The sequence below is a fragment of the Faecalicatena orotica genome (genome assembly GCF_003149245.1).
Classification (GTDB): Bacteria; Bacillota; Clostridia; order Lachnospirales; family Lachnospiraceae; genus Faecalicatena_A; species Faecalicatena_A orotica.
This window is the reverse complement of record NZ_QGDL01000009.1, coordinates 1-19,125: the sequence shown is the minus strand read 5'-3', so window position 1 is coordinate 19,125 and position 19,125 is coordinate 1. Positions and strand designations below refer to the sequence as shown.

The window sequence follows — 19,125 nt, the reverse complement described above, 5'->3', positions numbered from 1 at the left end:
TTTCCTTATCTGGCTACGTTCCTGACGGACGTAATCTGAATTTTTTCATAAATTTCTTCAAAATCCTTTTTTTCAAAAAAACCGGTCTTCTCCTGCATGGCATTTGCCGCCGCTATGGCACTGGCATACCGCAGGAGCTTTTCATCTTCGAAACGGTTCTTTATTCCAATGGCAAATCCTGCAAGCATGGAATCACCGCACCCTACCGTATTTTTAACTTCAACTTTAGGAACTGCCGCCTTATAGATCCCGGATGGCGCTGCCATAAGCGAGCCTTTTTTCCCGAGTGAGACAACCACATAGGTAATTCCTTTCGTTCTCAGGTAAAGCGCTGTTTCTTTTAATTCTTCTTCCGATAATTCCTCCTTTCCTGTAAGCTGTCTGATCTCATCCTGATTTGGCTTAATCAGGGCTGGCCTTGCACAGATGCTTTTTTGAAGCAGTTTACCGCTTGTATCCAGCAGGACCGGGATACCACAGTCCCGTGCTGCCTGTATCAGTCTGACATAAATCTCGTCATCCATGCCTTTAGGTGTGCTTCCCGATATAGTAACCACTTCTGCCCGGGCGAGAAGATCCCTGTACCGCTGCTCTAACTCTGCAATCTTTTCCTGTGGGACAGCTTCCCCGGCTTCTAAAAATTCTGTCTGGATACCGGTTTCTGCATCCATGATGTTAATGCAGCTTCGCGTCTCTCCCCCAGCATGGACAAATTCCGTACGGATGCCGTCTTTTTCTGCCAGTTCCTCGAGAAGGGCGCCATTATGCCCTCCTGCAAATCCCGTGGCAATTACGCTTTCTCCTGCAATAACCGCTGCCCTTGAAACATTCAGCCCTTTTCCGCCTGCACTGTACCGGCAGCTGCTGACCCGGTTTACCTGGCCGGCATTCATTTTTTCCACCAGATACCGCTTGTCAATTGAGGTATTCAGTGTAACTGTGAGTATCATAAAGTTCTCCTTTCTTTTTCTTGTTCGTTATTGTCGAACATCGTTCTTGTTTTAAATTATATAAAAGAGCCTGACTGGATACAGACTCTGATATTTTCCATACATTCTATCCGCGGTATCCCAGCTTTCCGGATATCGCGCGTGTAGCCTTCTTGATTTCTTCCGCTGCCTCTGTTGCTTTCTCTTCCGTCATCTTTACCGCTGAACTCGAAATACTGATAGCTGCCACAGGTTTCCCCTGATAATCATGGATCGCGGCTGCCACACATTTCAATCCGAGCTCTACCTCTTCATTATCCGTGGAATATCCCTTCTTTCTGATACATTCCAGCTCCTTTCGTATCTCTTCCTTGTCTGTCATGGTGTTCGGCGTAAGAGCTTCGAGCTTCTGGCTGTCCAGAATCCTTCCTATATCCTCCGGCTTTAGTTCTGCCAGCACTGCCTTGCCGATGCCCGTGCAGTACATCGGCGCCCGTTTTCCCACCTGTGAATACACGACCCTTGTATCAGGGGCGTCCATTTTGTCGATATAAACGACTTCCCCGTCTTTATAAAGGCCCATGTGCACCGTCATTTTAAAATGCTCTGACAACTCCTTTAAATATGGTCTTGCAATCTCCCGGATATCCATACGTTCCTGCACAATGCAGCCAAGTTCAAATAACTTAAGCCCCAGCCGGTACCGCTTATTGTCCGGGTTCTGTTCCAGATACCCCTCCTGGACAAGCGTATTCACAAGACCGTAAATGGTACTTTTCCCGAGTCCCATGTAGGATGCTATATCTGTAATGCCAATTTCCGAAACGCCTCCTGAAAGGTATTCCAGAATCTTCAAAGCCCGTTCCACAGACTGTATTGTCACTCCCTGTTTCATCCGTGACTCCTTTCTATTGATCGCTCTAGTGTTCCATCCAGTGAGTAATGATACTTACTGGATGGAGCACTAATCTATCTGATTCACAAGCGTTCCCAGTTTTTCAATCTTACACTCAATGACGTCCCCTTTATGTAAAAATCTGGGCGGTGTAAATCCCATCCCGACTCCCTTTGGTGTTCCCGTGGAAATAATCGTCCCGGCTTTCAGAGTCATACCCTGACTCAGTTCATGAATCACATAACCGATATCAAAGATGAGCAGGTCCGTGCTGCTAGACTGCCTCAGTTCCCCGTTAACCAAAGTCTGGATCTTTAATTTCGGCGGATACATAATCTCATCCTTTGTCACAATAGCTGGGCCCATAGGGGTAAAACCATCCAGGCTTTTTCCGAAGTACCACTGTGTGTGTCTGGTCTGCAGGTTTCTTGCACTCATGTCATTCAGAATTGTATAGCCGAAAATATAGTCCAGTGCATCTTCCTCTCTTACATTTCTGGCATCTTTCCCAATGATGACTGCCAGCTCTGCCTCGTAATCCAGACTGTCAACAATATCCTCATATGCAGGAATGCCCTGCCGGTGTCCGGCTGCCTCGTTCACCCTTTTTGAAAAATAAACCGGATAAGAGGACTGAATGTCAAAAGAGTCCTTCTCAAATCTGGCTGCCTCTCTGGCATGCTCCAGATAATTCACGCCGAGACAGATGACATCCTGCTTTGGATATGGAATGGGCGCACGCAGGACAATCTCATCTGCCGGCACAATAAATAAACTTTCGTCCTCCGCCCGCTGGCTTAACTGCTGCCTCTCCTCTTCTGTCATAGATGCAATCAGTTCATTCATGTCAGAATACGGCAGGTTCAGGACCTCCTGCGGAGCAACCCACTCCCCCTTGGAATCAAGAAGCCCCAGCCTGTCCTCAGACGCTCCCGCGGCCCTGTATGTAATAAGTCTCATATAGGTGATACCTCCTCTGTCATTACCGCTCTTTTATCGTTCGGTATTATAGAACAATGTTCTTGAAATATTATAATCCTCTTTTTTATATTTTTCAAGTGCAAATTCAGACTTGCGGCCGTAACAATTATTCATTCATACCCTAAGACAGGTTTTGCGTTCCGTCAAACGTATTAAACACGCCACAACTTCGAAGCCGTCTCCAACGGACAATCATTTTACTTCCGGCTGGATGGACCAGCGAAATGAAGGGACGGCTGCAAGCCTCCCGAGTGTACATATGCCGTTTCGAAGTGCTAAAGCGGACCTTAGAAGTTCTTGGAAGGTGGCAGCCGGCAAAGCGGGGTGATTTTGTGATCACCGAATCACAAAATCGTCTGACCCAGCGCGGGAAATCACCAGATTTCCCGTGATGTGTCAGACCCTGCCCCGCTTTGCCGGCTGTCGGCTTCCTAGAATTTCTTAGGCCCGTGTCCGCATATCGAAACGGCATATGTACACTCTGAAGGCTTGCGGCCGTCCCTTTATTTCGCGTCCCCCCACCCGCTCACAAATCCACCCTTGTTCAACCTTAACATTGACTTCTTTACTTTGAGAATGTAGAATAGGAATATCTGAGTTTACAGCACACTATACTTGTATTTAGATTAGAAAAGATAAAGGAGTTTTTATTATGGAACATTTAACGATCCCCCAGGGATACTCCTCTCCTCTTACAATCCGTGAGACGGAGGTCGCGATTAAAGAGATCAAGGACCATTTTGAGCGGTCACTTGCAAAGTCACTGCATTTAACCCGTGTTTCGGCGCCCTTTTTTGTACGCCCGGAATCTGGTATGAATGATAATCTGAACGGGACGGAAAGACCGGTGTCTTTCGGAATACGTGAGCAGGATGATGCTCCGGCTGAGATTGTACATTCTCTGGCAAAGTGGAAACGTTATGCACTAAAGAATTATGATTTCCATTCAGGGGAAGGGCTCTATACAGACATGAGTGCGATCCGCAGGGATGAGGATACGGATAATATCCATTCTCTTTATGTTGACCAGTGGGACTGGGAGAAGATCATTTCTAAGGAAGAACGGAACATGGAGACTCTGGAGTATACGGTCCGCAAGGTTTACAGTGCCCTGAAAGAGACAGAGGAATACATATCAAGACGGTATAATTATATCGAGCCGTGGCTTCCTGATGAGATTTTCTTCATTACCTCTCAGGAACTGGAGGATATGTTCCCGAATCTGACTCCTAAGGAGCGGGAGCACCGGGTTGCCAAGGCAAAGGGAGCCGTCTTTATTTCTCAGATCGGAAAGACGCTGACATCGGGAGAAAAGCATGACGGACGTGCACCTGACTATGATGACTGGGAATTAAACGGGGATATCATCGTGTATTATCCGGTTCTGGATATCGGACTGGAACTGACATCTATGGGAATCAGGGTTGACGAGGATGCTCTCAGAAGACAGCTGAAGGCTGCCGGATGCGAGGACCGCGCGGAGCTGATGTTCCAGAAGGCCCTGCTGAATGGGGAACTGCCTTATACAGTTGGCGGTGGAATCGGACAGTCACGAATCTGTATGTACTATTTAAGAAAGGCACATATAGGGGAGGTCCAGTCTTCCATATGGCCCGAGGATATTGTAAACTGTGCACTTGAAAATGGAATTCATCTTCTTTAGAACTATCATCTGGTACACAAAATAAGGATGCTGACAGACCCGTGGCCGGTATAAAATTTAAAAATTTGCAGGGCAGTATGGCGTAAAGCTATTCTGCCCTGCTTTTTTGTATTTACGTTTAATATTACTATTGACAATGTTCTTTTTATATGCAACAATTGTTATACAACATATGTTTTACTATGATTTTGAAAAGGAGGTGGACTGCATGCCGCCTAAACCCAAAATAACGGCAGAAATGATTATGAATACGGTTCTGGACCTTACAAGAGAATCTGGATTTGAAACTGTTAATGCCCGAAGTATCGCCGGCAGATTACAATGTTCAACCCGCCCAATTTTTACTTGTTATGAAAACATGGATGAATTAAAAAAAGAATTTCTTGTCTTTGCATATGAATACTACGAACAGTACGTCACACATTATAGAAATTCTGAAGTTGTCAGCCCTTATTTAACCCTGCCCCTCTCATACATTGCCTTTGCCCGGGAAGAAACACATTTATTTAAGCTTCTGTTTATAAACGATATGGATTTGGACATGACTGACCCAAAAGATTTTTATAAGGAGGCTGGCAATGAAAATAAAGCCGGGATTTTCTCGGAAATGACCGGGATAGAACCTGAACGGGCTAAAGTCATTTTTCTGGATTTATTTCTTTATACACATGGCATAGCCGTCTTAACAGCAACGAAAAAAATATCACTGGACAGAATCAATACTGAGAAAATGGTAGGAAATACATTGTCGGCTTTTATAAAACAAGAAAAACCTGATTGGGATTTATCATTTTGATATTCAAAAACGAATTATGGAAAGGTGCAATATGGAAGCAAACCAGCATTTAATCGATTTTTATACTCATTATGATGAGGACGGACGACTTTTATCAAAACATGGATCAGTTGAGTTTCTCACTACTATGCGTTACATACAGATGTATCTGGAACCAGACAGCCATATACTTGAAATTGGCGCCGGAACAGGCCGGTATTCCCACGCACTGGCACAACAGGGATATGCCGTTGAGGCCGTTGAATTGGTAGAACATAATATTGAGATTTTCCGTCAAAATACACGACCAGACGAACACATCACTATCACCCAGGGAAATGCAATGGATTTATCTGCTTTTCAGGATGACAAATATGATATTACCCTGCTCTTAGGTCCTCTGTATCACCTTTATAATACAGAAGATAAACAACAGGCACTTCGTGAAGCAATCCGTGTAACTAAACCGGGAGGTGTGGTTTTTGCGGCTTATGTTATTTCCGATGGCTGTCTCCTAGACGAAGGATTCAAACGCGGAAATATCAGTGTTACAGAATATATTGAAAATGGCCTGCTTGACCCTGTGACGTTTGCCGCAAGATCCAAACCGAAGGATTTGTTTGAACTTGTCCGGAAAGAGGACATCGATTATCTAATGTCCACGTTTGACATTACCCGCCTGCATTATGTAGCGGCTGACGGGTGTGCCCTTTTTATGCGTGAAGTTTTAGATATGATGGATAATGACAACTTTGAACTATTTTTGAAATACCATTTTGCTACTTGCGAACGCGAAGATTTAACCGGCATTACAAGCCATGCAGTTGATATATTCAGAAAATAAACAAGTCCGAATTTCTTCGGATCAAAAAAGTGGACCCGGATTAGCGGGTCCAAGTAATAAAGATACACAGATATTTACTTTCTTCTAACCCCAACGGCCTGTGAATGCTGTGCCGAATGCCGGTCTTCCACTACGTCTTTCGGATAGCGGATTACTCCGTTATTTTCATATGGATCGTTGAAATAATATCCTTCCTCATCATAACCGACCAGAAGCATGCAGTGCTCGTTGGATATCCACGTGAAAGTCTCATCACAGTCATGTAGCTTCCAGCATGGTCCTGTGATTGGTTCACGCATGTTGATGCATGCCCAGAAAATGACAGGCATTCCCTGATCTACATAGTTTTCCAGAAGCTGCCTTACCGGCGTGCCTGTCTCATCAATAATCTCATAGTCATCCCCGGCCGCTTTCTGAAGCGCCCTGCATATAACAGGTGCATAACAGCCGAAGGATTCTTCGTCGTACGGACTTCCGCAGAAGCATTCATATGGGTTCGGACCGTAAAGTTCTCCGTTTTTTTCCTCAAATCCACTCAGTTCCAGATATTTTTCTATGAACTCATCGACTGTAACTGATACGCCCAAATATTGAAGGAGCATGACTGCCGATACACTCTCGCATCCGGTCGGATATTTTACACTCTGGTCTATGTAAGGTACGTCAATCTTAATCATCTGCTTTCACCGTTTCTGTTTTATTCCCCGTATATTTTCTCATAAAGGTAAGCACGATAAGGAGAATTGCCATGCTCAGGCCAAGTGTAATCCACCATACTTTCACGAATCCGGCGATGATATAGCCGACTACACACACGATAGCAACTATGACTGCATACTGCATCTGCGTGGATACATGGTTGATATGGTTGCTCTGTGCTCCGGCCGATGACATGACCGTCGTATCAGATATCGGGGATACATGATCGCCGCAGACTGCTCCGGCCAGTACCGCTGAAACTGCAATAACCATCATTTCCAGATTCTCTCCGCCTGAGAACATTGCTACTACGATCGGCACGAGGATTGCAAAAGTTCCCCAGGATGTTCCTGTTGAAAAAGCCAGGAAGATAGCAACTGCAAACATGATTGCCGGAATTAAAATACTTGCAGAAGCATTTGCACCCACAATTTCTCTTACAAAGTCGGCAATCTGAAGTGCATCGCCCATTCCCTTCAGGGACCATGCAAAGATCAGAATCGCTACCGCAGGTATCATCAGTTTAAACCCTTCTACAAAACTGTTCATAAAGCCTTTGAATGTAATGACCTTTCTCGGAAGGTATAAAACAAGCATAAACAGGATTGTGATCATCGTCGCAAAGATCAGGCTTGTCTCGGCATCACAGCCAGAAAAAGCTGTCACTATATCTGTTGCGCCTCCAAGAAACCCTGTATAAATCATGGCACCAATTGCTGAAACAATCAAAACAGCTACTGGCAGGACAAGGTCGATCACCCGGCCTTTGGAAGAAGATGTCTCTTCTTTTATCTGCTCGAATTCTTCCGCACCGGTGGTAAATAGATCTCCCCTTGCCGCATTGTCTTCATGCTTCTTCATCAGTCCGAAATCAAAACCGGTAATGATGATATACAATACCATCGCCAGAGTAAGCAGTGCATACAGATTATAAGGAATTGTCCTCAAAAACAACTGGAATCCTGTAATGCCTGCATCTTCAGGCACATAGGAATTTACTGCTGCAGCCCAGCTGGAAATAGGTGCGATGATACAGACCGGGGCCGCCGTCGCATCAATAATATATGCAAGCTTCGCCCTGGACACCTTATACCTGTCAGTAACCGGCCTCATAACAGACCCAACAGTCAGGCAGTTAAAATAATCATCCACAAAAATCAGCACACCAAGTCCCGTCGTTGCAAGAAGCGCACTCTTCTTCGTCTTAATCTTGCTGCCCGCCCAGTTTCCATATGCGGCAGACCCTCCCGACTTGGACATCAGTACAATAATCATTCCGAGCAGCACATCAAAAATCAAAATATTCAGATTCATGCTGTTCTTCATGATCTCAAAGAATGCCACAAAAGAATCCCACGGCTGGAATCCCGTATACAGCAGCGCCCCCACTGCAACGCCAATAAACAGGGAACTGTATACTTCCTTAGTAACAAAAGCCAGAATAATGGCCAGCAGCGGCGGTACCAGCGACCACCATGTTCCGATAAACATTGAACCATCCATAAAGTAACCTCTCTCTCATATTTATTCCCACTTGGCAACTGCCGCGAAGGATCGATACTACATACATTTTAGCGAATTAACGCAAAAGATACAATCTTTTTTTCAGAAAAAACCGCAAAAAAGCGCAAAGAGGTCAGACCCCTTTGCGCTCCGTTTTCAGAATATTCTTAAATTAATGATTTTGTCTTAACGGAAATCTTTTCCTGAACAAATGTCCGAATGCGTTATTGATAGCTCATTCGGGGCATATATCCCGGCATTTTATTCTCTTCTGACTCCAGTACGTGGTTACCAATATACTGCATATTTCCTTCATCATCGGGCTTTATTCTGACTTCGTGTGTGAATGCACGGTCTGTGCCAGCCTGCAGTAATCCGGCATCAACAGTCAGGATTACGGTGCCGTCTTCCTGTTCCGTGACTTTTACTACTTCGGGAAACGGCTGGGGCTGAGGGATGACGGTTCCACAGCCCATTGCTTCCCAGCTGTAGGTCTGCTTTTCTTCTGAATATCCCGGAAATTGCTCCAGCTTTGATGCTGTTATGGGGAAGTAAGATGTTATGACTGATTCATACAGTTCTTTTGGCACACCATCCGGATATTCCTGTTCCTCATACTTTTTTCCGGTTTCCATTGTATACAAAAACTCAAAAACATCATTAAATACAACTTTATCTATACTTGCCTCATCCCAGTCAGTCAGAAAGAGGTTGTTCCCCATGTAGCTTACAGGCTCGATATATCTGCTGCAGTATTCCCGGCATTCCTGCGGAAGGGGAAGCACCCGGAACATGCTGTGCATGTCCATCTCGTGGTTTTTAGACTTGGATGCTTCTATGATGAGCCAGCCTTTTTCTGTGTACTGCCAGTCATAAACTTTTTGTTTTTCCATATAAGAAATCCGGAGTTTCTGAGGTTCCTCCCCCCGGGACCAGTCAGCGCCTGCACAGGTCATAACCATCTCTCCTTTCTTGAACTCAAGCCGTCTCCATTCAAAAACGCCACTTTTTGTAATGTGGAAAAATTCTGCTTCGGCTTCTTCTCCGGCTGAAGCGTTTTTTAACACCACATCCAGCAATTCTTCATTCTGCATATTACAAATGTTTCCTCCGCAGGATACTGTATATCCATTATCTGCCAGACGTCGGGCAAGTTTTTCCATAATCTGGTCCGGCAGAACTACATTATCTGCATTCCCTTTATCTGCCTGTTCATAAATATTCCAGCATGGCTCCACTGCTTCCAGTATATGTTCTCTTATTCTTTTTTCCTCCTCGCTGCTTATGGTAATCAATTCCGGTTCGTATTCGTCCGATTCTTCCTGTACATATGACTCAGAAGACTCAGAGCCGCCAGTGTTCTCATTCCTGTCCCCTTTTGTCCTTCCAGATATTCTGCCTGCATATACTAAAATAGAGATAAGCAGTATTGAAATGCATAATGCTGATATTACATATCTCATTTTCTTCATATTCAGTCTGCCCCTTTCTTTTCATAAACAATCCCAATTTCTTACATTTGTAATATTTATATTATCTTACGCCTGTAAGATCAAGAAGTCAAGAAAAGAAAATACATGAATAAAACGGTATTGAAACTTATATTTTTTGGAAAGCTATTTTATAAAAGTACAGATTAAGAAGACTCTCACGAAAAAAGGAAATTAAGGCGAAAGTGCACATTTTCAAAGGGGTCAGGTTACTGTTCACAGGCACGCCTGTAAACAGTAACGCGCCTGCCCATTTAAAGTCGCCTGCGGCGAGGAGGGCAGGCTTATTGGCTGTTTTACGTTACGGCTCCCAGCCTGTCAGCGTAGTGATAGGCTGGGGAGAGAACAGTAACGTGGTCAGACCCCTTGAAATTTTCTACTAAATAACACTTGACAGTTTTAACTGTAACACCTATAATTACAGTTAAGAACTGTAATATTTTTGTTTACAATATATGCCAGAAAGGAGATTTTATGAAACATTCTGATATAAATATGGTTACTGGTTATCTGGGGACTTATTCCTCACCGCTGAGTGAAGGAATTTACCGTTTTACGCTTAATAAAGACACCGGGATTCTCTCCGGGCCGGAATTGTTCTACAGACTGCCGGACTGTAAGTATTTGTCACTTTACAATAATCTGCTGGCTGCCCCGGTGAAGTCAGGGGATGAGGCCGGGATGAGTCTGTTGGATATTGGGGGAGGTGAGCCCTCTCTGGCAAGCAAGATTTACGAAGAGGAAACAACAGCCTGCTTTGTTACTCAGGACGGGGATTTTATTTATTCGGCCAATTATCATCAGGGTATTGTCCTGATCTATAAAAAAACGGACGGCGGCCTTATTTTGTACAAAAGAATTGACATTGCCCCTGGTGCGGGATGCCATCAGATTCTGTTCCATGAACATTATATGCTGGTTCCCTGCCTCCTTAAGGATGAGATCCGGATTTTTGACCGCAGCCGGGACTACTGTCCTGCCGGAAGTATATTTTTCCAGTCGGGAACCGGCCCAAGACACGGGATATTCACGAAGGATCACCGGTATCTTTTTGTCGTCAGCGAATTAAGCAACGAGCTGTACGTTTATCGTGTTGAGAGTGGAATCCGGATGACGATGCTCTCTGTTACCCCTCTCTTGACGCAGGAACAGACAAAGCAGTCTTTACAGTCTCCTGCAAGCGCGGCAATCCGTTTTTCACCGGATGAGCGCCATCTGTATGTATCCACCCGTTTTACAGAAATTATTTCTGTTTTTCAGGTTCAGGAAGGTCAGGTACAGCTGATCCAGCAGACCGGAAGCGGCGGGATTCACCCGAGAGATTTTGTACTGACAGAAAACGGGGCGTACCTTCTGGCTGTAAACCGCACAGAAGGCGGACTCGTTTGTTTCCCCGTCGATCCGGACAGTGGGATGATCGGACCAGAGTGTTCCAGAATTCCTGCCCCCGAAGCAGTAAGCATTGTATTAAACGAGGCATAGCTGTTCAGAACCATTATAACGAGAAAACAAATTGAAAAGGAGAATATAGAATATGAAACAGACATTTGATATAGGATTAATCGGATTATCCGTCATGGGACGCAGCCTTGCACTGAATATTGCAGATCATGGTTTTAAAGTAGCCGGCTATAACCGCAGCCCGGAAGTAACGGAACAGGTGATGAAAGAACACCCCCACGAAAATCTCGGGGCATTCTACAGCCTGGAAGACCTCCTTGCAGCCCTGAAGAAACCGCGGAAAATCTTTCTGATGATTCAGGCCGGCCGTCCCGTGGATGCCGTGATTGACCAGCTCACCCCATTGCTGGAGGCCGGAGATATCGTCATGGACGGAGGAAATTCTTACTTTGAGGATACCAACCGCCGCTTTGCAAAGCTTGAGGAAAAGGGCATCCGCTATCTCGGTGTCGGCGTATCAGGCGGTGAAGAAGGGGCACGGCGCGGGCCGTCCATCATGCCGGGAGGCAGCCGGGAGGCTTATGAGGAAGTAAGCTCAATTCTGGAATCAATCGCAGCAAAGGCGATGAACGAGCCATGCTGTACCTACATTGGTCCAAAAGGTGCCGGCCACTATGTAAAAATGGTCCACAACGGGATTGAATATGCAGATATGCAGCTGATCGCAGAAGCTTATCTAATGTTAAAATACGCAGGAGGTTTCACAAATGAGGAACTCGCTGCAACATTCCATGAGTGGAACGAAGGCGAACTGAAGAGCTATCTGATCGAGATTACCGCGGATATTTTCCGTGAGAAAGATGATCTTGCCCCGGGGTACTTAATTGACCACATTCTGGACAGTGCAAAACAAAAAGGGACCGGGCGATGGGCAAGCATCGAATCCCTCCATCAGGGAGTCGACATCTCCATGATCACGGCCGCCTGCAACGCACGCGTAATGTCAAATCAATTGGAACAGAGAAAAGCAGCCTCTGGGCTGATCCCGGATACCCTTCCGGCACAAAATGCAGAAAACATTCCTTATTCAGGTGATAAAAAAGCCTTTGCTTCGATGGTGCGCGATGCCCTCTACTCTGGGAAAATCATTGCCTATGCCCAGGGCTTTGCCCTTATGAATGATGCATCCGCACAATTTGAATGGAATCTGGATCTCGGCAGGATCGCATCCATTTTCCGGGCGGGGTGTATCATTCAGGCTGCATTTTTAAACGATATCACGGAAGCATACCATAGAGACAAAGGACTTCCAAACCTGATCCTCGATGAATTCTTCCTCGCACGGATCAATCAGAACCAGAACAGTCTTCGGCGTGTCGTTTCCACGGCCATATTAAATGGCCTGCCAGTTCCTGCTTTTGCAAATGCAGTATCCTATCTGGATGAGTTCCGCTCAAAAGCAAACGGTGCAAACCTGATTCAGGCACAGCGGGACTGCTTCGGCGCCCACACCTTCGAACGAACAGACAGGGATGGGGCATTTCACCATGAATGGAGGGAATCACTATGAAAATCCATACAAATATCACCATTTTCGGCGGGACCGGAGACCTGACCTTCCGGAAACTGCTGCCAGCCCTCTATACCATGTTCAACACGGGCAAGCTGCCGGAAAACAGCCGTATCGTCATTATTGGACGCAGGGATTACGACAGCGGCTCTTACCGGGCTCTGGCAAATGACTGGGTAAAGAAATTTTCCAGACTCCCTTATTCCGCAGAGACCTTCGACGCATTTTCCGGTCAGATCGATTATTTCCGCATGGATTTGTCGAACCCGAAAGATTACCGGCGTCTTGATGAATATTTTTCAAAGGATGACATTGGCTCACATATCTTCTATCTTGCCGTAGCCCCCAGATTCTTTTCCGTGATTGCAGACGGACTAAAAACGGTGGAAGGGGCATGTCAGGGGAAGGTCATCATAGAAAAACCGTTCGGCGAAAACCTTGAGGCCGCGAAAAAATTAAACGAAGAACTGGAGAGTCATTTCGGCCCGGAACAGATCTACCGCATCGATCATTATCTGGGGAAAGAAATGGTCCGCAATATTCAGGCAATAAGATTTACCAACCCTATCTTTACCGACATCTGGAATTCCCGCTACATCGAGTCCGTGCAAATCTCTGCTCTGGAAGACGTGGGTGTGGAGACAAGAGGCGGTTACTATGATGCCAGCGGCGCACTGAAGGATATGGTACAGAACCACCTTTTCCAGATCCTCTCAATCGTTGCAATGGAGCAGCCGGAAGTATTCAACAGTACCCATATGCATACCGCACAGGTGGAAGTACTAAAATCCCTTAGTCCTGTGGGGCAGGCAGAAATCGAAGATACACTTGTGCTGGGCCAGTATGAAGGTTACCGTGAAGAACCTCTGGTATCCCCTGACTCCAACACAGAAACCTTTGCCGGACTGCGGCTCTACATTGACAATGAACGCTGGAGGGGGACGCCATTTTATATCCGGACAGGGAAAAAGACAGGCACGCGGCAGATGGAAGTTTCTATCGTTTTTCGCCGTTCCATGCCGGAAGTGGAGCCAAATGTCCTGATCATCAAAATCCAGCCGACAGAAGGCGTTTACCTCCAGTTCAATATCAAACGCCCCGGCGATACCGATGATATCATCCCGACAAAAATGGATTTCTGCCAGAACTGCGATCTTGTACATCAGCTGAACACCCCGGAGGCTTATGAGCGGCTTCTCACCGCATGCATAAACAGCGAGCGTTCATGGTTCTCACAGTGGGATCAGATCGAAATCAGCTGGAATTATATCGAACAGCTGAAACAACTTTTTACAAAAAAAGGGCTAAAGGTTTATCCCTATGCCCCGGGAACACACGGTCCGAAAGAGTCCAATGAATTTCTGGCACGCACAGGGCACCAGTGGATGGAATAAACAAGAAAAGGGGGCTGGTAAAAAATGACCGAAGAATTAAAGAAGGCCGCTGCCCTGAAGGCGGCGGAAGAAATCAGAAGCGGCATGATGCTCGGACTGGGCACCGGCTCCACTGTTTACTATCTGGTTCAGCATCTCGGCGATCTGGCCGCCGCGGGCCTTCAGATCCATGCTACGGCAACCTCCCGTGCCACGGAAGACCTGGCCCGGCAAAATGGGATTCCACTCGTTGATATAGCAAAAGTCAGAGAAATCGATCTGGCAATAGACGGAGTCGATGCGATAGATCCTGCATATCAGGCAGTCAAAGGAGGCGGAGGTGCCCTGTTCCGCGAAAAGGTGATTGCCACCAGAGCAAAGCGGGTCATCTGGATCATGGATGAGCGAAAACTCATGCCCCACTTAAGCCACGTCCCACTTCCTGTAGAAACTGCGCCTTTCGGATACCATTTTACCGAAAAAAAAATAAAGGACCTTGGATTTATCCCGGAGCTTCGAACGCGGGACGGCGAAATATTTATCACTGACAATGGGAATTATATTCTTGACCTGGCTGGAAACGCTGATATGGATTATCGAATCATGGCACATAAACTGAAAGAAATAACCGGCATTCTGGAAACCGGATTTTTCAGTCCGATATGCGAGAAAATCATCGTTGGAACTAAAAATGGAGTCATCGTAAAAACGAAAGAAAGATAAAGATAAGAAGCTGCCGCAGCAGCTTCTTTTTGTTTTTTGAATCCTGATAGAATCCTGATAATTAAACCCTATACTTGGAATTTGATTCTTACCCTTACTTTGAAACAATATCTCCATCATCAAACGGATCTCCGCATTCTGGGCAGAATTTAGGCGGGTGTGTCATATCCTCAGGTTCCCAGCCACACTTATCACAACGGTACTGGGGAACCCCCTCAGGCTTTTTTGCACCGCACTCCGTGCAGAATTTTCCTTTGTTTATTGTTCCGCAGCTACAGCTCCACCCTGTTTCCTGTACCGGTTTTGGAGCTCCGCACTCTGAACAGAATTTTCCTTTATTCCCAATGGCTCCGCAGCTGCAGTTCCAGCCGTCTGCTGCAGGCTGTTCATTCTGCCGGTTCTGCTGCTGGCCGTTATACTGCCGGCTCTCTTTTTCCCGCTGTCCCATCTGGTAAAGGTTCTGGGAATTCATTCCGCCCATTTGATTGGCCATTCCCATCCCCATAAATGCCATAGCAGGCCCTGCTTCTTTGTTCTCGGCTGCCGACTGCATAGCGGCTCCCTGCGCGCCTGTCAGATATGCGGCTGCCATAGTCGGGTCTCTGAATACAGCAGACCTCTGCAGTTCCTTAATGTATGCCTCGTCTTTTTCAGATGCACGGATACTGCTGATCGCAATGGATACCATTTCAATCCCTCTCGTATCATTCCATTTACCTGAAAGAATATCCTTCAGGGCATCTGTAAGTTCCATTGTGTGGCCGGGCAGCGCACTGTAGCGGATCCCCATCTCTGAAATCCGCGCAAAAGCAGGCTGAAGGGCATTCAGCAGTTCACTTTTTAACTGGCTTTCCATGTCCTTTGCAGTAAATTCTTTTTCCACATTTCCACAGACATTTTTATAGAACAGAATCGGATTACTCAGGCGGAACGAATATTCCCCGAAACAACGGATTGCAATGTCCATATCCAGCCCTATATTCTGATCTGTCACCCTGAACGGCACCGGGTTCGGAGTACCGTATTTATTGCCTAAAAGTTCCTTTGTGTTGAAAAAATAGACCCTCTGGTCACTCCCAGTATCCCCGCCCATCGTGAAACGGCTCAAGAATTTCTCGAAAGTATCTGCGACTCCCTGATCAAAGCCGCCCCAGAAAATAGTGGGTTCTGAAGAATTATCCCATACAAATTCGCCGGGTTCTGAAGAAAATGCAACAATCTCACCCTGATCCACAATGATCATACACTGTCCTTCATTGACCGCTATTATCGAGCCATTGCTGATAATATTTTCTTCTCCGTACTTATTGGAGCTCCTCTTGGATGTGCGCTTTACCCCCTTTGTGACAATAACGCCCTCTTCCATAGACCTGCAATAAAAATATTCCCTCCATTGGTCTGCCAGTACCCCCGACGCCGCTCCGATTCCTGCCTTTAATAATCCCATATCCTCCTGCCTCCTGATTCAAATTTTAGGTTTCGGTTCACGGAATATCCCGTAAACCGGAACACTCTTACTTCTTCTATGTATGCATTCTCCCCGATTTAGAACTTACCGCTGCCTCCGCCATGTTTTTCACCGTTCCTGCTTGTATGGACCGTTGTGCTTTCCTTCGGCTTCTCCTGTGTAAAACTGCCGCTCGCACCACCATGCTTTTCACCGCTCCTGCTCGTATGGACCGTTGTCCGTGACTCCTTGTACTTTGACTGCTTCTGATGTTTCGATGATTCCTGATACCGCGTTGTACTATAATTCTCCTGCGTGTCCCTGCTTTCTTGTATTATAGGAACTTTTCTCAAGTCACTTGTTAAAAGTACCTCATTCTTACGTATCCGTGCAGAGGTATCCTTACACTTGTATACATCCGCATTTTCCTGCTTATATGCCGTCTTCATTTTCAGCCAGATTACTGCCATATAAACAGCAGATATTATCAATCCTAATATGAGTGCAGGAATGATATATTTAACAGGTGATTTAGGCTCCTTGGGAGTTTCGACTCGTACAGGAGGGGTCTTATTAACAGCCTCACTGTTGTCTGACGGCGCACTGTCCTCTGTCTGATTACCTGCGGTCTGACTGCTCTCGGTCTGATTGTCTGCAGACTGATTATTCCCGGCATATGCATCCGTACTTTCCTCTCCTTCACTTTGACTTTGTGCCAGATAATCCTTTCTACTCTCTATTTTAGTGGCAAGAGATTCAAGATAGTTCTTGAATCCGGCACCGAACTTTCCATTAGAAAAATACCCCCGTGCCGCAGTCTCTCCCAACGAATTTATGTCATAATCTGTTAATAGGTTAATCGTATTTCCATGTGTTGAAATGGACCATTCGCCGGCACCCATATCTACCAAAAACAGAACTCCATCCTTCTCTTCTCCAATACCATACCCATTGCTGTCAAACAGCATATCCGCTTCAGCCTGTATATCCGTTTCCTGCCTTTGATTTTCCGTGACCAGTACAACATCTGTCTCATATTCTGTAACAATCGTGTTGATTAGCCCTGTTAATTCTGCTTCTTCTTCCTCTGTTAAAAGTTCCGCATTATCAACAACTTTCGGCAGATTTACTTCATCACTGGCTGTAACCGGCATGATATTTACCATAAACAGGCAAACCAGTGCTGCTGCAAAAAATCGTATCCTTTTCATTTTCTGTCCCTCTTCCATCATATATAGTCTCCATTCTGACACATTTTCTAATCCGGCACCTTATAGTAAGAAAAGTATCATAATTATATATATTAATAAACTGCTTCCTGCAAATACACTCAATGCATACTTGCAGAACATGCCTTTATCAACCGGCAGTTCCCCTGTCACCTTCCCAGTCTGTCCATTTACTGCAAAATGGTATATCCGATCCTTATATTTTAGATTCAGCAGCCATACTGGCAGTAATGCATACTTTATTCTTCCTTTGGTGCAGGAAATACTACGGCTTTTCACTGTAACGTCAGTATATTGATGCCTTTTAACAGACTTCATCAATGCATCTTCAAGTGTTTTTTTAATCCGTTCTTCCGCCCTGCCCCGGCATTCCTCTTTAGACAGATCAAACTTCATAGCCTCAAAGCCCGACAGATAGCCTTCTTGAAACTGCTCTGCCTTTCCTATGTCAAACGGCTCGATGGATTCCATATATGCGTCATCCATTTCAGTGGACCCGTCTACCGGTACGTGTTCAAAACTCATCTCCCCTTCTCTGTACAGGAGATAATAATCATCACGTGTATATTCATAGCTGGAATCTTTCCATTTTTTTGTTTTCTGCGCATCAAAAACCATAGTCCCCTCTGCCTGACAGCTGAACAGCCAGAATGGGACATAAACGCCTTTCACTTCCTTGATCCTGTTTTCAAATTGAAAAGCCTTAGGTAAAAGCTTCTTCCCTTTACAGAACTTCTTATACGCCTCTTTTGCGGCCCCCTCATCCAACATAAAAGGGATAATCAGGTCTGGCTTGAACTCTCCTGACACCTGTTCCGGAAGAATCACAGGGCTGTCACAATATGGGCAGGTTGTAGATACCGTAGTCTCATCAGCCTCCACTTCTCCGCCGCAGGAAGGACAGGTATAGACTTTCGTACCGTCTTCTTTTACCTTCCATTGTATCGGGTTTTCCGAGGAGCCCTCCTCCCATTCATATGTATCTCCCCGGCCATCAGTTGATTCTACAATCTCTGCATATTGCCGGATTGCATTCACACTGACTTTATTGCCACAGGAAGGGCATTCAAGCTTCTGGGTATCACTGCTGAACACCAGGTTTCCACCACAACACGGGCATTTATAGCCTTTTGTACTCATATTTCATACTCCTTTTCTCATTCGGTTCGTTTTCATAAAAGAATTCATTTAATTAGTTTTAATTATATCATAGAATCCTGTAATTTTAAAACACAAAAGTCTTCCAACGAAAACAGACATCTAGCGAAACAAACCGGGCGTTTGACAGTTGCATAAAAGAAAAACCCTTATAGTGCCTAGAAATAGGCGCTTTTTTTGTCAACTATTTTAATTTAATATATAGTAATATTTAGTGATATGTGGTATACTTATATTGAGGTGATTACTATGCGCGTGACTACATCAAAATCAAAGAATTCTGAATCCTTTTATATTACCAAATCCTATACCAACGCCCAGGGCAAAAGCACTTCGAAGACCATCCGGAAATTAGGCACCCTGGCGGAACTGTCAAAACGTCTCGGTACCGACAGGGACGGTGTTATGGCGTGGGCAGAAGAAGAAGCACGCCTAGAAACTTTAA

General features: G+C 45.5%; 16 protein-coding genes and 1 pseudogene. 8 read left to right on the top strand and 9 right to left on the bottom strand.

From position 1 onward, the window contains the following. Positions 1 to 5: 5 nt before the first annotated feature. From pfkB to A8806_RS14630, 3 genes are all read right to left on the bottom strand, one after another. Positions 6 to 950 carry a 1-phosphofructokinase gene (pfkB, locus tag A8806_RS14640; protein ID WP_109731957.1) on the bottom strand — a complete coding sequence of 315 codons (945 nt, stop codon included), beginning with the start codon at positions 948 to 950 and terminating at the stop codon, positions 6 to 8. 106 nt (positions 951 to 1,056) lie between these two features. Then, positions 1,057 to 1,824, bottom strand: a complete 768-nt coding sequence (locus tag A8806_RS14635; RefSeq protein ID WP_109731956.1) for an IclR family transcriptional regulator — start codon at positions 1,822 to 1,824, stop codon at positions 1,057 to 1,059. A gap of 69 nt (positions 1,825 to 1,893) precedes the next feature. Next, the gene (locus A8806_RS14630; RefSeq protein WP_109731955.1) at positions 1,894 to 2,784 is read right to left on the bottom strand and encodes a fumarylacetoacetate hydrolase family protein; all 891 of its coding nucleotides are present in this window, start codon (positions 2,782 to 2,784) and stop codon (positions 1,894 to 1,896) included. A gap of 673 nt (positions 2,785 to 3,457) precedes the next feature. Between A8806_RS14630 and asnA the strand changes: the two genes are divergently transcribed. From asnA to A8806_RS14615, 3 genes are all read left to right on the top strand, one after another. Continuing rightward, on the top strand, positions 3,458 to 4,468 hold the full coding sequence (asnA, locus tag A8806_RS14625; protein ID WP_109731954.1) for an aspartate--ammonia ligase: 1,011 nt from the start codon (positions 3,458 to 3,460) through the stop codon (positions 4,466 to 4,468). Positions 4,469 to 4,676: 208 nt separating this feature from the next. Then, positions 4,677 to 5,264, top strand: coding sequence for a TetR/AcrR family transcriptional regulator (locus A8806_RS14620; RefSeq protein WP_109731953.1), 588 nt, complete (start codon positions 4,677 to 4,679; stop codon positions 5,262 to 5,264). A 31-nt stretch (positions 5,265 to 5,295) separates the two neighbouring features. Next, positions 5,296 to 6,087, top strand: coding sequence for a class I SAM-dependent methyltransferase (locus tag A8806_RS14615; RefSeq protein WP_109731952.1), 792 nt, complete (start codon positions 5,296 to 5,298; stop codon positions 6,085 to 6,087). A gap of 74 nt (positions 6,088 to 6,161) precedes the next feature. Here A8806_RS14615 and A8806_RS14610 read toward each other — a convergent pair whose 3' ends face one another. The 3 genes from A8806_RS14610 to A8806_RS14600 form a co-directional block, all read right to left on the bottom strand. Continuing rightward, positions 6,162 to 6,764, bottom strand: a complete 603-nt coding sequence (locus A8806_RS14610; protein ID WP_109731951.1) for a C39 family peptidase — start codon at positions 6,762 to 6,764, stop codon at positions 6,162 to 6,164. Further along, the gene (locus tag A8806_RS14605) at positions 6,757 to 8,289 is read right to left on the bottom strand and encodes a Na+/H+ antiporter NhaC family protein (protein ID WP_109731950.1); all 1,533 of its coding nucleotides are present in this window, start codon (positions 8,287 to 8,289) and stop codon (positions 6,757 to 6,759) included. Before A8806_RS14605 ends, A8806_RS14610 begins: the two co-directional genes overlap by 8 nt. 224 nt (positions 8,290 to 8,513) lie before the next feature. Beyond that, the gene (locus A8806_RS14600) at positions 8,514 to 9,761 is read right to left on the bottom strand and encodes a DUF6070 family protein (RefSeq protein ID WP_109731949.1); all 1,248 of its coding nucleotides are present in this window, start codon (positions 9,759 to 9,761) and stop codon (positions 8,514 to 8,516) included. Between the two features lie 492 nt (positions 9,762 to 10,253). On the opposite strand from A8806_RS14600, the gene A8806_RS14595 reads away from it, so the two are divergent. The 4 genes from A8806_RS14595 to rpiA are packed head-to-tail and all read left to right on the top strand — an operon-like array spanning position 10,254 to position 14,846. Then, complete coding sequence (locus tag A8806_RS14595; protein ID WP_109731948.1) at positions 10,254 to 11,261, top strand: beta-propeller fold lactonase family protein; 1,008 nt, start codon at positions 10,254 to 10,256, stop codon at positions 11,259 to 11,261. Positions 11,262 to 11,313: 52 nt separating this feature from the next. Further along, entirely contained in the window at positions 11,314 to 12,750 is a 1,437-nt protein-coding gene (gndA, locus tag A8806_RS14590; RefSeq protein ID WP_109731947.1) for an NADP-dependent phosphogluconate dehydrogenase, read from the top strand. Continuing rightward, positions 12,747 to 14,144 (top strand): glucose-6-phosphate dehydrogenase, encoded by a 1,398-nt coding sequence (gene zwf, locus A8806_RS14585; RefSeq protein WP_109731946.1) that lies wholly within the window; start codon positions 12,747 to 12,749, stop codon positions 14,142 to 14,144. Before gndA ends, zwf begins: the two co-directional genes overlap by 4 nt. Positions 14,145 to 14,168: 24 nt before the next feature. After that, entirely contained in the window at positions 14,169 to 14,846 is a 678-nt protein-coding gene (rpiA, locus tag A8806_RS14580) for a ribose-5-phosphate isomerase RpiA (protein WP_109731945.1), read from the top strand. Positions 14,847 to 14,940: 94 nt separating this feature from the next. On the opposite strand, the gene A8806_RS14575 is transcribed toward rpiA, so the two are convergent. The 3 genes from A8806_RS14575 to A8806_RS14565 form a co-directional block, all read right to left on the bottom strand. Beyond that, positions 14,941 to 16,293 carry an SPFH domain-containing protein gene (locus A8806_RS14575; protein WP_109731944.1) on the bottom strand — a complete coding sequence of 451 codons (1,353 nt, stop codon included), beginning with the start codon at positions 16,291 to 16,293 and terminating at the stop codon, positions 14,941 to 14,943. A 98-nt stretch (positions 16,294 to 16,391) separates the two neighbouring features. Further along, entirely contained in the window at positions 16,392 to 17,504 is a 1,113-nt protein-coding gene (locus A8806_RS14570; RefSeq protein WP_181368737.1) for a TPM domain-containing protein, read from the bottom strand. Positions 17,505 to 17,564: 60 nt separating this feature from the next. Continuing rightward, complete coding sequence (locus A8806_RS14565; protein WP_109731942.1) at positions 17,565 to 18,662, bottom strand: TFIIB-type zinc ribbon-containing protein; 1,098 nt, start codon at positions 18,660 to 18,662, stop codon at positions 17,565 to 17,567. Positions 18,663 to 18,929: 267 nt separating this feature from the next. On the opposite strand from A8806_RS14565, the pseudogene A8806_RS14560 reads away from it, so the two are divergent. Next, positions 18,930 to 19,125, top strand: a pseudogene (locus A8806_RS14560) (IS1634 family transposase); the annotation flags it as partial.

Excerpts from the sequence above, each read along its gene's own strand:
- pfkB (WP_109731957.1), bottom strand. The coding sequence starts at position 950 with ATGATACTCACAGTTACACTGAATACCTCAATTGACAAGCGGTATCTG.
- A8806_RS14635 (WP_109731956.1), bottom strand. The coding sequence starts at position 1,824 with ATGAAACAGGGAGTGACAATACAGTCTGTGGAACGGGCTTTGAAGATT.
- A8806_RS14630 (WP_109731955.1), bottom strand. The coding sequence starts at position 2,784 with ATGAGACTTATTACATACAGGGCCGCGGGAGCGTCTGAGGACAGGCTG.
- asnA (WP_109731954.1), top strand. The coding sequence starts at position 3,458 with ATGGAACATTTAACGATCCCCCAGGGATACTCCTCTCCTCTTACAATC.
- A8806_RS14620 (WP_109731953.1), top strand. The coding sequence starts at position 4,677 with ATGCCGCCTAAACCCAAAATAACGGCAGAAATGATTATGAATACGGTT.
- A8806_RS14615 (WP_109731952.1), top strand. The coding sequence starts at position 5,296 with ATGGAAGCAAACCAGCATTTAATCGATTTTTATACTCATTATGATGAG.
- A8806_RS14610 (WP_109731951.1), bottom strand. The coding sequence starts at position 6,764 with ATGATTAAGATTGACGTACCTTACATAGACCAGAGTGTAAAATATCCG.
- A8806_RS14605 (WP_109731950.1), bottom strand. The coding sequence starts at position 8,289 with ATGGATGGTTCAATGTTTATCGGAACATGGTGGTCGCTGGTACCGCCG.
- A8806_RS14600 (WP_109731949.1), bottom strand. The coding sequence starts at position 9,761 with ATGAAGAAAATGAGATATGTAATATCAGCATTATGCATTTCAATACTG.
- A8806_RS14595 (WP_109731948.1), top strand. The coding sequence starts at position 10,254 with ATGAAACATTCTGATATAAATATGGTTACTGGTTATCTGGGGACTTAT.
- gndA (WP_109731947.1), top strand. The coding sequence starts at position 11,314 with ATGAAACAGACATTTGATATAGGATTAATCGGATTATCCGTCATGGGA.
- zwf (WP_109731946.1), top strand. The coding sequence starts at position 12,747 with ATGAAAATCCATACAAATATCACCATTTTCGGCGGGACCGGAGACCTG.
- rpiA (WP_109731945.1), top strand. The coding sequence starts at position 14,169 with ATGACCGAAGAATTAAAGAAGGCCGCTGCCCTGAAGGCGGCGGAAGAA.
- A8806_RS14575 (WP_109731944.1), bottom strand. The coding sequence starts at position 16,293 with ATGGGATTATTAAAGGCAGGAATCGGAGCGGCGTCGGGGGTACTGGCA.
- A8806_RS14570 (WP_181368737.1), bottom strand. The coding sequence starts at position 17,504 with ATGAAAAGGATACGATTTTTTGCAGCAGCACTGGTTTGCCTGTTTATG.
- A8806_RS14565 (WP_109731942.1), bottom strand. The coding sequence starts at position 18,662 with ATGAGTACAAAAGGCTATAAATGCCCGTGTTGTGGTGGAAACCTGGTG.